The sequence below is a fragment of the Roseiconus nitratireducens genome (assembly GCF_008629675.1).
In the GTDB taxonomy this organism is placed as follows: domain Bacteria; phylum Planctomycetota; class Planctomycetia; order Pirellulales; family Pirellulaceae; genus Stieleria; species Stieleria nitratireducens.
Genome location: NZ_VWOX01000009.1, coordinates 248966 through 262327, shown reverse-complemented (window position 1 = coordinate 262327; position 13362 = coordinate 248966). Strand labels below are relative to the sequence as shown.

Annotated in this window: 8 protein-coding genes; 2 read left to right on the top strand and 6 right to left on the bottom strand. The window is 61.2% G+C overall.

Translation table 11 applies throughout. The features are described 5' to 3' along the window. Positions 1-264 precede the first annotated feature (264 nt). The 5 genes from FYK55_RS16810 to FYK55_RS16790 all read right to left on the bottom strand — a co-directional run bounded on the left by FYK55_RS16810 (position 265) and on the right by FYK55_RS16790 (position 9872). Entirely contained in the window at positions 265-2070 is a 1806-nt protein-coding gene (locus FYK55_RS16810; protein WP_150077589.1) for a HEAT repeat domain-containing protein, read from the bottom strand. Beyond that, positions 2046-3707: an ABC transporter permease gene (locus FYK55_RS16805; protein WP_150077588.1), complete on the bottom strand. Its 1662-nt coding sequence runs from the start codon at positions 3705-3707 to the stop codon at positions 2046-2048. Before FYK55_RS16805 ends, FYK55_RS16810 begins: the two co-directional genes overlap by 25 nt. Further along, positions 3704-4792, bottom strand: coding sequence for an ABC transporter ATP-binding protein (locus tag FYK55_RS16800; protein WP_201743733.1), 1089 nt, complete (start codon positions 4790-4792; stop codon positions 3704-3706). Before FYK55_RS16800 ends, FYK55_RS16805 begins: the two co-directional genes overlap by 4 nt. Before the next feature lie 118 nt (positions 4793-4910). Further along, a complete protein-coding gene (locus tag FYK55_RS16795; RefSeq protein ID WP_150077587.1) occupies positions 4911-7457 on the bottom strand; it encodes a hypothetical protein in 2547 nt (848 codons plus the stop codon). 69 nt (positions 7458-7526) lie between these two features. Beyond that, complete coding sequence (locus FYK55_RS16790) at positions 7527-9872, bottom strand: alpha/beta hydrolase family protein (RefSeq protein ID WP_161604568.1); 2346 nt, start codon at positions 9870-9872, stop codon at positions 7527-7529. Positions 9873-10182: 310 nt separating this feature from the next. Here FYK55_RS16790 and FYK55_RS16785 point away from each other — a divergent pair, with 310 nt between their 5' ends. Both FYK55_RS16785 and FYK55_RS16780 read left to right on the top strand, forming a co-directional pair. Continuing rightward, a complete protein-coding gene (locus tag FYK55_RS16785; protein WP_150077585.1) occupies positions 10183-11610 on the top strand; it encodes a hypothetical protein in 1428 nt (475 codons plus the stop codon). 172 nt (positions 11611-11782) lie between these two features. Further along, a complete protein-coding gene (locus FYK55_RS16780; protein ID WP_150077584.1) occupies positions 11783-12631 on the top strand; it encodes a DUF1559 family PulG-like putative transporter in 849 nt (282 codons plus the stop codon). Between the two features lie 139 nt (positions 12632-12770). On the opposite strand, the gene FYK55_RS16775 is transcribed toward FYK55_RS16780, so the two are convergent. Continuing rightward, positions 12771-13289, bottom strand: coding sequence for a CBS domain-containing protein (locus FYK55_RS16775; protein ID WP_150077583.1), 519 nt, complete (start codon positions 13287-13289; stop codon positions 12771-12773). Positions 13290-13362 lie beyond the last annotated feature (73 nt).

Here is a 13362-nt window from a genome sequence, read left to right as displayed (position 1 = left end):
GGCTAGGCATATGGCTGGGCCTTCGGCCTGGCGAATTCGGCGCGGGTCGTTGAGGTGCTCTGTCCCCGGACGGGACGGCGAATTCGGCGCGGGTCGTTGAGGTGCACAGTCCCCGGACGGGGCAACGCCCCGTCGTTTGTCCAGCCCGGCCCAACGGGCCCAACGGGCCCAACGGGCCGGGTTTTCAAGCAGAAACCGTACGCTAGGTCCATCGGCCCGGCCGTTTGATTGCCGCCGGCCGTGATGCGAACCTGCGGGGATTCGCTAGGAGCCGGGCCTATCCTCCAGCGGAGCCAGGATCCAGCCGCCGACGTTTTGGATGACGTCTTGGATCGGCGGCGGTTCTTCGCCCGTGAGTTGTTCAATCGCCCACCGACAGGCGATGTTGGTGCCGGCGAATTGGCGCAGCACCGGAAGGGCGGACTTGGCCTCCATCCGACCCAAGCTGACGGCACTCATGGAGCGGACAGCTTCGATTTCCGGGAAATCGCCTTGCACGTCGCTCAGACGCTCGACAAACAGGTCGACCAATGGTTGATCGGGATCGCCTTCATGGATCATTCCCAGCGCCCAGGCCGCCGCCGCCCTCGGCATGATGCCCAGGTCGAACTGCTTGGGGATGAACTTCTTCAACAGGTCTTCCGACGGCTCAAACTGTTGGTCGCCGAATGCATTGAAGAGATGCGCCAAGTGATAGGTGGCACCGGGTTGCGAGGACGTGATTTCGCCGGACTGGAATCCGGCGTACACGGACTTGGCGTGATCCAGCATGTCGGGCAGCAACGCCTCAACCCGCAACCGCGTCAGGCCCCACGCGGACGCGACCTGCACTTCACCGCGTGGGTGTGCCAGCAGCTGGACCATTCGAGGCCCGCCGGGCTTGTGGTCCAAATGGGTCAGCACGACGCATGCCTGCTCGCAACCTCGCCAGCGATCGTCGTTCAACACTTCCATCGTCGCGTCCAGAATCTCACCGCGCAGGTCTTCCTGTTTCGCCAAGTCAATCAGTCCCGACGCGACCTCACGTCGCAAACTCGGATTGACGTCGTCCAGCAGCCTTGCCAGCGGGCGAACCCTGGCCACGGTTTCGGACGCCAGCATGGCTCGCGCGGCCAAGCGGCGGACATTCACATCGTCGCTGGCGATTAGTTGGACGGCACGCTGGTTCACCAGTTCAGGATCAATCGCGTACAGTCGTTCCAAGGCTCGCGACTGAATGGCGGTGCTGTCAGCATCGATCATGCCGGACAACAAATCGATCGCCTGGGCGTCCTCGTGATTCGACAACAGCTCGATCGCCATCAACGAATTCAATTCGGGAGGCGTCGAGGGCGTGGAGGTCAACGTTTCAGCCAGCTCGGTCAGTGAGGTGTCGTGAATCTGTCCCAGCGACCTGGCGGCAGCCACCCGTAACGAATTCGATGAATGTCGCGAGCGGATCACCTGTTTCAGAGCTTCGGTGCCGCGTTCGCTTTTCAACGCACCCAAACCCGAAACGGCAAGCCGCAGCATCTGATCGGAAACGTCACGGTCCTGCAGCCGCTGTACCCAAACCGTTTCCATCTCGCCAAACTCCCACGACGCCAACGCCGGTTCGACGATCTCCGCCAACGACAGGCCGTGCCGGACCGAAAGTCCTTGCAGCAACGATGCGTGTTGGCGGGCATCGAGCGTGACCAGTGTCTGGGCGATCGATCGCTGGACGTCCCGATTCTGGTTCGGCTGTTTGGCAAGTTCGACCAGCCGCGGGATGGTTTCTTCCAGTCCCGGCAGGCCCTTGCGGTGCGCCATCGCGATGGTGTCGATCACCGTTCGCTGCAACTGTGCATCGGGTCGCTGCAGTGCCCGGAGCCACAATTCCTTCAGCCCCGGCTGAAACACCGACTGGATCTTGCTGAACGGCAATTCGGGCCGATCGAACATCGGCAGCTCGTATTCATCCAGGATTGACTGGCCGGCCACCGGGCCGACCGCCGGACCGACCAGCAACAGCCAGCCGGCCAACCACGCGAGCATCCGCGGTCGGAGCAAGCCCTTGGCGTCGATCATACCGGACGTGTCAGTCGCCATACTTGTATTCCCAAAACCAGTGCCATCAATGCTGTGACCGCTCCGGCGATCCACCAGGCCGCAGGCAGCAGCGTGTAGTTTTCGAAGCCCGGCGCTTCGATGACGTTCAGTGCCGCCCCGACCGGGGTGATCAGCAACGCCTTCTGCACCGTGTCGTGGCCGAACGGTGCGTCACGGCCCAGCCAAATCAACAGCGGCGCCAAGAACAAGGCGATCACGACGATGTAAACGATTGTGGTGGAGACGGCGGCCGACCGAAACAGGCTGCCGATCGCGGCACTCACCGCCAACGCGTACGCCGCGGTCCAGGCCAGGCAGATCAGCACCAATTTCACCTGCAGCCACATCGAAGGTTGGATCATGATCATCATCAGGTACCCGGGCAGGGTCGCCAGCAAGACCAGAGCCAGCGTCCAAAACACGCTCAGGATTTTGCCGAACACGATCCGGACGGATGAAAGCGGGGTCAACCGCAGCAGATCCCAGCCGCCACTATCCAGTTCGCTGCTGATCAGCCCGGACGCCAGGCTGGGCGTCAACACGACGATCAGCACGACCTGCAACAACACCAGCAGGCTGCCGATCCGGTCGACGCCCCAGGACGTCACGCTGGTCGCCGCCAGGAACGTCAAGACCAGAGAAACCACCGCGCACACCGCGACCAGCCGCAGCAACCATTGAGACCGGCCGAACCGGCGGCAACGGAACTCCTTGACCATCACGGGATTCAGGTACCAGGGGATCCCACGTTTTCGTCGTTGCGGATCGACGATGTAAACCAACCGCCGAACGATCCGCGCCAGCAGCCCGCGTTCGTCGGTCATCACACCTTGCGAACGCGAGCGATCGAAGATCCGGTAGTTCAGCCGGGACAGCGTCAACCCGGCGAAGATAACGCTGCTGAGAATCGATGCGAGCAGAAAGCCGCTGGTGTTGGAGCTTTCTTTCAGCCCCGTCGACACGACGTCACTGTGCCGCATGATCTCCATCACCGCCGGCAGCGGCGAAAGACAACGGATCGCCGAGGCGACCGAACCGAGCGCCGTGCCCCAACCGCCGGTGCCGCGAATGAACGCGGCGGGCAGCAGCGTCGCGAACAGCAGTCCCAGTACGATGGCGTAGGTGATGCGAACGCCGGCATCGCTGGACTGGACGTAACTGCTCACCAGCATTCCGATGGTGACATACTGCACGACCAACAGGAACAGAACCAGGTACAGCATCCCGAGTTGATCCCACAGCCCGATTCCGCCCATCGCATAGCATGCCGCCGAAGCCGGCAAACTGCACAACAACACCAACAGGCTGAAGAGCAGCACGCCGGAGAGTTTGCCGAAGTAAATCGATGCGGCGCTCAGCGGTGAGTTCAGCAGCAACGCCAGGGTGCCGCTGTTGCGCTCGTTCACGATGGACGTGGCCGGAAACGCCGGAACGAGAAAAACCACACCGGCCAACAGCCCGTACCCGAAGATCCGAAACACGTGGATGGACGTCTTGCCGCTCAGGTCGACCGAGGCATCGGCGGGCCAGTACATCAGCACGGCCGCTGAAAACACGGCGGTCAGCGCCACCAGCACTGCCAGGGCCTTGGGAGAGCGGAGGATCCCAAAAAACTCGCGCCGAATCACCGGGTTCATCGCGAAGGTGTCTCCTTCGTCGGCCCGGTCGGGTGCGACGATCGACGTTCCGCGGCGGCGGCTTCGGTGGCGTCTGCGGCGGCCTGGGAATCACTTCCGGGCGTCGTGTCATCGGATCCCGCCACGGACAGGAACGCGTCTTCCAGGTCCGCCGTGACTTCCCGGAACTGTGCGACCGGCTCGCCTCGGCTGACCAGGTGCCCGAGTAGCGGTGAAATGGCTTGATCGTTCAGGCTGGTGGAGAATCGAACCATCATTTCGGCTTCGGCCCCGGTCACATCCGTCTGGCCCGAAGTCTCCTGCGCCGCGTGTTGTTGAAACCAGTCTCGCACCAGGGCCGCGACGCGATCGACCTGATCGTGCTGCAACAACAGGATCTCAAACGTGCGCCGCTGGCGGACGTTTCGCATGATGTCGTCCACGGTGCCGAATGCACGCAATTTGCCTTTCGTGATCATCGCCACCAGATCACAAACACGAGCCAGTTCGGGCAGGATGTGACTGGTCACGATCAATGTCTTACCCAAGCCAGAGAGCCGCAGCAGCATGCCACGCATTTCGATGCGCGCTTGCGGATCAAGTCCGTTGGCCGGTTCATCCAGGATCAACACCTGGGGGTCGTGCATCAAGGTTCGGGCGATGGCAACCTTCTGTTGCATCCCACGGCTGAGCGCATCGACGAACAGGTCCTTCATGTGCGAGGCGTGCGTGATTTCCAGGACTTCGTCGATGCGCTCGGTCCGCCGCCGCCGGCCGATGCCGTACGCGGCGCCGAAAAAATCCAGGTACTCGCTGACGCGCATGTTGTTGTAGGAACCGAAGTCGTCGGGCATGTAGCCGACCAATCGTCGGATCTTGCGGGCATCCTGCAGACAGTCGGCTCCGGCAATGCTGGCGCTGCCGCTGGTCGGCTTGAGCAACCCAACCAGAATTCGGATGGTCGTTGTTTTCCCGGCGCCGTTGGGGCCGATGAAGCCCAGGATCTGTCCTCGACCGACTTGCATCGACAGGGAGTCCAGGGCGGTGAATTCGCCGTACTGTTTGGTCAGGTCGTGTGTTTGGACAACCACTTCGGGATCGGTCACGGTCGCCTCCCGTGGTCAGGATCGTCCGATGCGGACATTCGCGCTAAGAGGCGACAGCCCGGTGGCACGTAGCCGGTTAGCGGTGACGCGAAAACTCGCGAGGTCACGATTCGCACGGTCACAGGGTTATTCCTTCCAGGTTGACGTGGAGGTAATCGATTTGCCACGGGCTGCGGATGGGAGCCGGGTCGGTGTCGCGATCGTCATCGGATTCGTCCGAGTCCGCTTCGTCCGCTGCCGATAATTCTTCTTCGGCGGCTTCCCGCTGTTCGGCCGTTTCCGACACCGCGATCGCGATGACCAGTCCGCCGTCGGCATCCAGTTGCAGCGAATCGGTTTGATCGATTTCGAAACGCAACACGCCTGCCGGATTGCTCACACGGTGCAGCGTGACGAATTCGCCGTCGACACGGCCTTGGATTTCCAATTGCCGCGAGGGGGCCTTGATCTTGATTTCCATGACCGCCCGCGACAGTCGGCAGGGCAGCAGGACCGAGGGCGGCACGCACCGTAGCACGGTCTGAGTGGGCTGATTCATTTCGGCCAGCCACTTGCCCGTTTCCGAATTGAAGAAAGAGGTCGTGCCGCTTCCGCTGCCGACGGATTCCAGCCGCACGAAACTGGCCGGGACGCGGAACGGCGTGTCGGCCGACGGGCGTTCCAGTTCGACCGGAACGACGGCCAGCATCGAACCTTTGCGGTTGAAGTCACCGCCGATGGTCACGCCGCCACCAAGCGGGTCCGTCCAGGCGAGCAGCGTCGGTGTGGGACCGATCAACGGTGGTTCATCCGACATCAGTTCGCGGAGGTGTTGTTGCCGCCGGCGCTGAACATCGCTGAGCAACGTGTCGTCAATGAACTGGTCGGGCGACATCACGTCATCAAAGCCGCTGGCGGCGGTTGATTCGCTGTTAACGTCGACCGCAAGCGTCGGACGTCCGAGGGCAACGATCACTCCGTCGTCCATCTGCTTGCCTTCCAAGCCGATCAAACGAGACTCGAACCCGTCGCGGCCGAAGGTCCCGCGTAGCATCCAGGGGCGTGGGAACAGGGCGGTGGAGTCGGCACGCACCTGTCGCACCACGCCGGGCGGTTGCGACACGAATTGCCAATTGGATCGTCCGCTGTCATCCCAAACCAAGCGCCGCATTTCGCTGGACGCTTCCAGGTCGGGCAATCGTGTGGTCGTTTGCGGCGATGCGGACAATTCCAGCATCTGGCTTTGTCCACTGTAGATGGCGGCGACCGTCGCGACGCGGCCTTCGGAACCGCCCGGCAACACTTGCGTGACCTGGGCGGTGGCGATTGTCGCCGGAACGACCGACGTTTGCCGGGTGCCGATCCACAGCAGCGCCGCGGTGCCCAGCACTCCGGTCGCAGGAACCAGCCACGCCAGGTGGTGCAACGCATGACGCTGCATCAAAACAATCCCGGCACCCAGGAGAACCAGCAGATGAAACCCAAGCACGAGCGCGATGACCGATCGCTGCGGGATCTGATATCCGATCTGGTCGCTTAACGAAGTTGCCAATTCCAGACTCGGTTGTACCGGTTCCAGTCGTGCGACGAAGAAACGTGTCGCGAGTGTCTGGAGGGCTGTCGTGGGGCGGTCGGGATGGATCCAACCGTTGGCTTCCAGGGTCGTCAACAGAATCTCGCCTTCTCCGAATGGGAGCCAGACGGCCGCCGGCCAACCGTCAACGCGGTACGCGACTTCACCGGATTCGACCAGACAGCGAAGCAGCTTGGCCGGCTTCTCGGATGTCCACTCGTCGACGGTCGCCTCGTCGCTCGGAGCCAGTTGGCTGGACTGCCGCAACGCCAACGAATTCAATTCGACGTGGTCCACCGGGCTGAATGTCTCCAGGCCGTCGACCAGGGCGCGGGCCGCATCGAAATCGATCTGGTCCATCATGACCCAGAGTCTTCCGCCAGAATGGACCCACGAGCGGATCTGCGTGACGGCGCTCGAATCCAACAGCATCTGATCGCCCGCGATCACCAATTGATCCAAAGGGTCCAACGGCTTGGGAACCGGTGGCAGGAAGGATCCGCTGAAGTTGACGATCCCCAGATCTTGGTTAGAGACTCCCAGGGAATCGCGCGCGGCGTAAATGGTTCTCAGCAGTTGATCCATTCGCTCGTCCGTCCCTTGGTCGGGGTCGGACGGTTCCAACAGAACTCCGGTGCGCGAAGATTCCCAGGAAAGCAGCAGCGATCGGGTGCTGGTGGGCATCCCCACGGCATTGTTCTGAAAGGCTTCACCGCCGTCAGTCTGTTTCAGGTGAATCGACGACATCGTCAATTGGCTTTGCCCCATCGGGATGTCCTCGGGGATCCGAACGGGCAGCCACGATTGACGTTTGGCCTTCGCGGGAATCCAGAACTCTCGCGCGAACTGCTGGTTCGTTGCGTCGCCCAGCATCACGACCGCTGTTTCGACGGCGTCGGTATCGGATCGATTCGCGCCGGTGACACTCATGGTGGCCCAGCGACCGGTGACGTTGCGGGCCGGGGTCGCCGGGGAAACCAGCAAGTTGGTTTCGGGTTGGGCCGATTGCGATTGGGCCGCTGCCGTTGATTGGGCCGCTGCTATGGAACCCCAGGCTTGGAACAGCAGACCGAACGCGAGAGAAAAGAGAACGCGGGACACGGAACGTGGCATGGCGTGGGGCGGCCAGAAGAAGGGGCGGAGGCGACCGGGGCAGTCTACACGATTGTGAACGCGCGATGGCTACGGGGCCTGAACTTGCCTCCAATCCAGGTGTCGTTGCAAAAAGTCGAAGCTGCGTTGGCCGTGGATGGTGTGCGGGCCGTCAAAGAATTCGATTTCGGTTCGGTCACCGATTCCCAATTGGTCGTAGTGCCGGCGGACTTTTGCGTATTCCCAAGCCACCCATTCGTCGATCGCCACGCCATCGGAATGACCCCGCTCCACCATGAAGGGGCGTGGCGCGATCAGCATGCCCAGTTCGGCGTAGTTGGCGACGTGCCCCATATTCCACTCGTAAATCTCGTACTCCCCGGTCCACAGGTAGCTGAAGGGCGCATCGACCGAAACGTTCTTGGCAACCCATTCGTTGAAATCACCGCTGCAGATTGACAGGCAGTAGCCCGGTTGCCCCGCTTGCGGCCTCAGCACCATCGGGACGCGCATCGCTGTTTTGCCGCCGTAGGAAAGCCCATAGAAACCGATGCGTTGCGAATCCACGTGGGGCAATGTCGCCAGCCACCGCAACGCGACCCGGTGTTGTTCGATGATGTAGCTGAAGAGTGAAAGCCCGATCGGGTTCGATTTTCGCTGAAGCACGCGAAAGGCATCGCCGCCCCGGTACGGGTTCTGGGGCGCGTAGACGATGAATCCGCGGCGGGCCAGTTGGGCGCTGAATGACTTGTAGGCGCGGTACGCCTTGGACCCCGGTCCGTCGATTGTCTCCATCGGTGTGCCCTCCAGGCCGTGCTGGCAAACCACGACGGGGCGACGCTCACCGGGGTTCATCCCCGTGGGCAACAGCAGGATCCCCGCGGCGATCACATCCGGATAGACGTCCAACGAGATCTCGTAGCCGATGAAATCGTCCGTCTGGAGGATCAACCTGGATCGGGGATCGGGATCCATCGTCGGCACGGGCAATTGGCCGAACAGTTCCTGGTGAACTTGTTCTCGAAGGACCTGGGATGTCTGGTCCCAGCGGTCCGCCGACGCTCGGTCGGCCGCTTCGAATCGACGTTCACGTTCCCGGTGGCAGCTCCGCAAAACCCGCTGGGTGTCCGCGACCAGTTCTCGCAGTTGCCGCCGTTGCCGGTGAGCTGCCGAGAAACCCGTTCGCGAGTCGGACAGCGTCCCTGCGTCCGCGTCGACGGAGTGCATTGGCACATCCAACATTCGCAGCACGTCCCTGGTCACCGGCAACGACAACGGGGCGGACGTGGAAACCTGCCTCTCGATTGCACCGATTTGCGAGGGCGCGACGTCACGCAGTCGTTGCCAGCGTTTGGACGCACGCTCCAGTTCAACGGCGACGGAGGCCGGATCGGGACGACGAATCTGACCCGGAGCCGCAATGTTTCGCAGTTCCGTCTGGGGCGGTCCGTCGACTTCGGGTGACGCGCTCCCGGATTCGATCAGCAAATGCCGCGGGGCGATCATTCCTGCGATCTCCGCATCACCAAAGAGCGTCAATTGGTCCCAGACATTCCGGTAGATCGGTTCCTGCCAGACTCTTTCGCGTTGATCGAAGTACCCGCTGACGACCGTGGCAGCGATCCGTGTGTCCAGCGCGCCGCTGTGCAACGCGAGCAGTCCGCCTTCCCCCACACCCATCACGACGATCGGGAGATTTCTTTGATCATTGCGGTTCCGCAATTCCAACTGATCGACGGCGGCCAGCACCTTGTTGACTTCGTATCCGATGATGTGACGCCCCACTTCGAAGCCGGTGCGGTAAACGAACTCACGATGCGGCAGGTTCGTCTTTCGTCCGATGGCGTCGTTCTTGCTGAACCGGACGTCGCGGTCGATCAGCGTTGGCACCAGCACCTCGCAACCGAGCGACGCCAGATCCGCGGCAAACCGTGAAGGTGATTCGGTCAAGCCGCTGACCATTTCGGGCGTCCAGTCCGCATCCGGAATGGCGACGACCCTGGCCACCGGAGAATCCGTGGGACGCAAGAACAATCCCTCGGCGGTGATCGCATCTTGGACCGGCCAGCGAACCGCGGTGATTGTCATGGCGGTGTTCTGGGCGACCTGCGCATCCTGGATGGTCGTCGCTATCAATTCCAAACCGGCCGCGTCCGGGCGGTTGCCGACCGCGCCGATCAATTCCCGCAATCTGTCGCGATAAGTTGCCAAGCTCCGCTGATAGCTCTCCAGACTGTCAAAATCCAATCGCCAACGTCCTGGTCGCAGGTCACGTTCTTGGCGGATCCGCCGCATCACGAATCGGTCGATTCCCGCAACCATCTGTTCATCCAGCGGGTCACCGGTGGTCAACGGTCGGGTTCCCGGGAGCGTCTCGGATGCTGTTGAGGGTGGGACGACGGATAACAGTGCGAAAGCGACGATCAATCGCGGCATCAAAATCCCAAGGCGATGCAAGTTCACAATGTTTTCCTTCGGGTTTCTTTTTTGCAGGACCGTGATCGCCCACCGTGCGGACGCGTCGGCGCCGCGACGTGCGGTACATTGGATCGCCGACGGTGGTTGGGGTGAACAGCGCCGATTGGCAATGAGCAGCCGATGCGTTTTGCTTCAATGTAACTGCCGTCGCCTGCCGGTGGCTGTGCTCCAAGGCCAAACGATTTGGCCGGTGTTCCCATCGCCATCAACCGGCATCGCCTCGCCCATTGCTTCCCCATCGCAGACTCTGCCTGATCGGATCGAAACCATGCTTGATCCCAGCCAATACGAAACCTACCAATCCCTTCCGCCGCTCGCCGGGCTGTGCTCGCTGCAACGAGCCGCCGAAAGCGATTGGAGTTTGGAGGAGAGTGTCGCCCGGTTGAAGCGGTTGCACTACAGCTTCAAGCGGTTGCATGAATCGTTGACCGCGCGGATCACCGGCGAGCCCATCTATGAATTGAAAATGGCGTTCAGCCACCATGCCTACGTGCTGTCCGAACAGGTGACGCTGCTGCGACGTCGCGTCGGAGAAATGCGCGAACCGCCATTGGGTTTGGAGGACGTTCCGCACGCGGCGCTGGAACGGATGCATGACCAGATCGATGGGGCCACGGGCGACGAGCTGTTGGTCGGAGTCTATCAGGTTGTCTTGCCTGAGTTGCTGGCCGCTTGCGAGCGGTTGCAGCGAGACGCACATCCGCTGGCCGACGCGCCGACGGTGCGGATTGCTCGGTTGATGCAATTCGAATTGACCGACGTCTTGGAATTTGGACGGCAAGCGATCCGGTGCCTGATCGACGCGCGGCAACAGCCGAACCTGGAACCGTGGCAAGAGTTTTTGACGAAGTGCCTTGCGGCCGCCGGCAGCATCGATGGGACCGCGGCACCCGACGGCGAGATTCCCGAACCGTATCGAGCGGAACAGCCGGTCACGTTCGAAAAGGAACCGCGACGGGATGAACGGTTCATCGATCCGTACAACGCCGGCGTCAACCCGGAGGCTTTTCTGTACGACCCGAATTTTTCAGCGCGTGATAAGACGCTGATGATGTATTACAAGCGGCTTCGCGAGTTGGATGTTCCGGAAATGATGGCGAGCATTCTGGTGGAGTTAAAGAACGAGGAGCCTTGGGAGTTTCACCAGGAGATGTCGCGACAGCTTTGGGACGAAGCGCGGCACGCCATGATGGGCGAGGTCGGGTTTGTGTCGCAGGGAATCGATTGGCGTCAGATCCCGATCAATTTTACATGGTCACGAAACCTGAACTTGCAGCTGGATGCCAGGGAGCGGCACGGCGTGTTGTTCTTTATCGAGCAGGGATTGATGCCACGGACGGGAAAACGATACGAGTGGGAGGTCGCTAAGGAGAGTGGTGATCCGCTTTCGGCACTTTTTCAGGACTTTGATTGGGCCGATGAAGTCTTGCACGCCCAGATCGGCCGGCATTGGTACGTTCCCCGATTTGCTTCGCTCAATGAGTCACTTCAGTACGGCGACCGCTGCTGGACGAAGGTGCTCAGTCATTGGCGCGAGTACCGCGAACAAGGATTGACCGAACACCGCAATTGGTGGCCGGGGCTTTACGAACAGGCTTGCCGGATCTGGGGACGGGAACCCGACCCGAGGGCACTGGCTTTTTGTGAAACGTATGAAGACAGCCGAGCCGATTTGCAGAAGCTGGACGGCGGTTGAGGAGTGACCTGGGATGCGGGCGATCCGAGACGGGCCGCAGACGTTGCTTCGGCAATTTTCCGGCGAAGAGGCCGCATTGGCATTTTTTTTGGCGGGACGGAAGGATCGATTTCGGGCGTGAAGTATCAGCCATTTCACGGGGCTACTTCACATTCAACCCAGGAACGATCCCATGTCACGTCAGGCCATATTGCCTTCCGAATCTCGTCGAGCAATTCTTCAAGGGCACCACGTTCGAGGCGGCTTCACCCTGATTGAGTTGCTGGTGGTGATCGCCATCATCGCGATTCTGATCGGATTGCTGCTGCCGGCGGTCCAAAAAGTTCGGGAGGCCGCCAATCGATCCAGTTGCACCAACAATTTGAAGCAGATCGGAATTGCCGTCTTCAATTACCACCGAGAGACGGGGTCGTTTCCCGGTCGCATCTCGCCGGAGGACGGATTCTGGTCGGTCCAGGCTGCCGCCCACGGGCTGAGCCTTTCCCGGGAAGGCACGCTGGTCGGTTTCGGTTATGAGTGGGAGTACTCCGCGGAAAAGCGTGATTTTTGGATCGGGTGTGTTCCGGTTGCTCCGGGGCTGACGGCCAGTGATTCGTTGCTGCTCCGTTGTGATGCCGGGCGGGCGCCGAGTGACGATGACATGTTGGTCCTTTCGACGCCGGGAGCCGACGAGAATCGGGCGGCGGCTTTCGCCGCGATCCGACGCAGCGCGGAAGATGCCGTGGCCAACTTGTTGAGCAAGAGCGACGATGCGAAGTCCGTTGAGGAAACGGCGGATTCGTTCGCCAATCGCGACGCGTTGTCGACGGTGTTCGATGATCTGGACGGAAACGCAGACGGCGAATTGACGCTGTCGGAAATCTGTGATCGCCGCACCCCGCTGCCGCACTCGATCGTCGAGAGCATTGGCTTCTATCTTCAATTGGGAGCCGGCGGTGAGGACGTTGCCAGGCTGCCGGGTGCGACGATGGCAGACGTCGATCCGAACGCGACGGTGCCTGACCTGATTGGGAAGCACTGATTCGCCCAGGCGTCGCGATGACTTTCCCGGCGGGGTTGCTTGCCGAAGGCCACTTGGACGCGAGAGAGTTCCGGCAGCCATTCCGCTGACGTTTCGTTTGCGACGCAACGAATCGACGAAGGCCGGCCGGCTGCGGATTTCAGGATGTCACCAATCGCCGGTCGGCAATCAGACGGACCAAGTCCGAAGTCGTGACGATGCCGACCAGATCGCCATGGTCGGTGACTGGGAAACGGTGCACACGGTGCTCCATGAACTGTTTGGCTACCCGTTCGACCGGCATCCCGGTTGGCACCGTCAGCGGGTCTTTGATCATCACGTCCCCCACTTTCAAACTTTCGATTCGCTCACCGACACGATCCGCGATGTCCTTGAATGATTCCATCTTGTCTTCAAAGAAGCCGGTTTCGTCGAAGTGAAAATCGGACACGTACTCGGCCACACTTCGTTCGGCGCAAATCTGACGAACGACGTCTGCCCGAGACACGACGCCGACAAGCTTTCCTTGATCGACAACCGGAAACCCGCTGACTTTTTCCCGGATCAGCTCCTTCTCCAAATCCGGTAGCGTCATGTCGGACGGGACCGTCCGCACGGCCGAAGACATCACATCCACGGCCGTCAGTTCTTTCGTGCTCATCGTCTGTTTTGTACTCATCGTTCAGTTCGGTCAAAGCGGAGTTGTGAATCGTTCCAGCGTGGAGACCGTGCCAGAAAAGCTCGTTCCACGA

Excerpts from the sequence above, each read along its gene's own strand:
- FYK55_RS16810 (WP_150077589.1), bottom strand. The coding sequence starts at position 2,070 with ATGGCGACTGACACGTCCGGTATGATCGACGCCAAGGGCTTGCTCCGA.
- FYK55_RS16790 (WP_161604568.1), bottom strand. The coding sequence starts at position 9,872 with ATGCCGCGATTGATCGTCGCTTTCGCACTGTTATCCGTCGTCCCACCC.
- FYK55_RS16780 (WP_150077584.1), top strand. The coding sequence starts at position 11,783 with ATGTCACGTCAGGCCATATTGCCTTCCGAATCTCGTCGAGCAATTCTT.
- FYK55_RS16775 (WP_150077583.1), bottom strand. The coding sequence starts at position 13,289 with ATGAGTACAAAACAGACGATGAGCACGAAAGAACTGACGGCCGTGGAT.
- FYK55_RS16805 (WP_150077588.1), bottom strand. The coding sequence starts at position 3,707 with ATGAACCCGGTGATTCGGCGCGAGTTTTTTGGGATCCTCCGCTCTCCC.
- FYK55_RS16785 (WP_150077585.1), top strand. The coding sequence starts at position 10,183 with ATGCTTGATCCCAGCCAATACGAAACCTACCAATCCCTTCCGCCGCTC.
- FYK55_RS16795 (WP_150077587.1), bottom strand. The coding sequence starts at position 7,457 with ATGCCACGTTCCGTGTCCCGCGTTCTCTTTTCTCTCGCGTTCGGTCTG.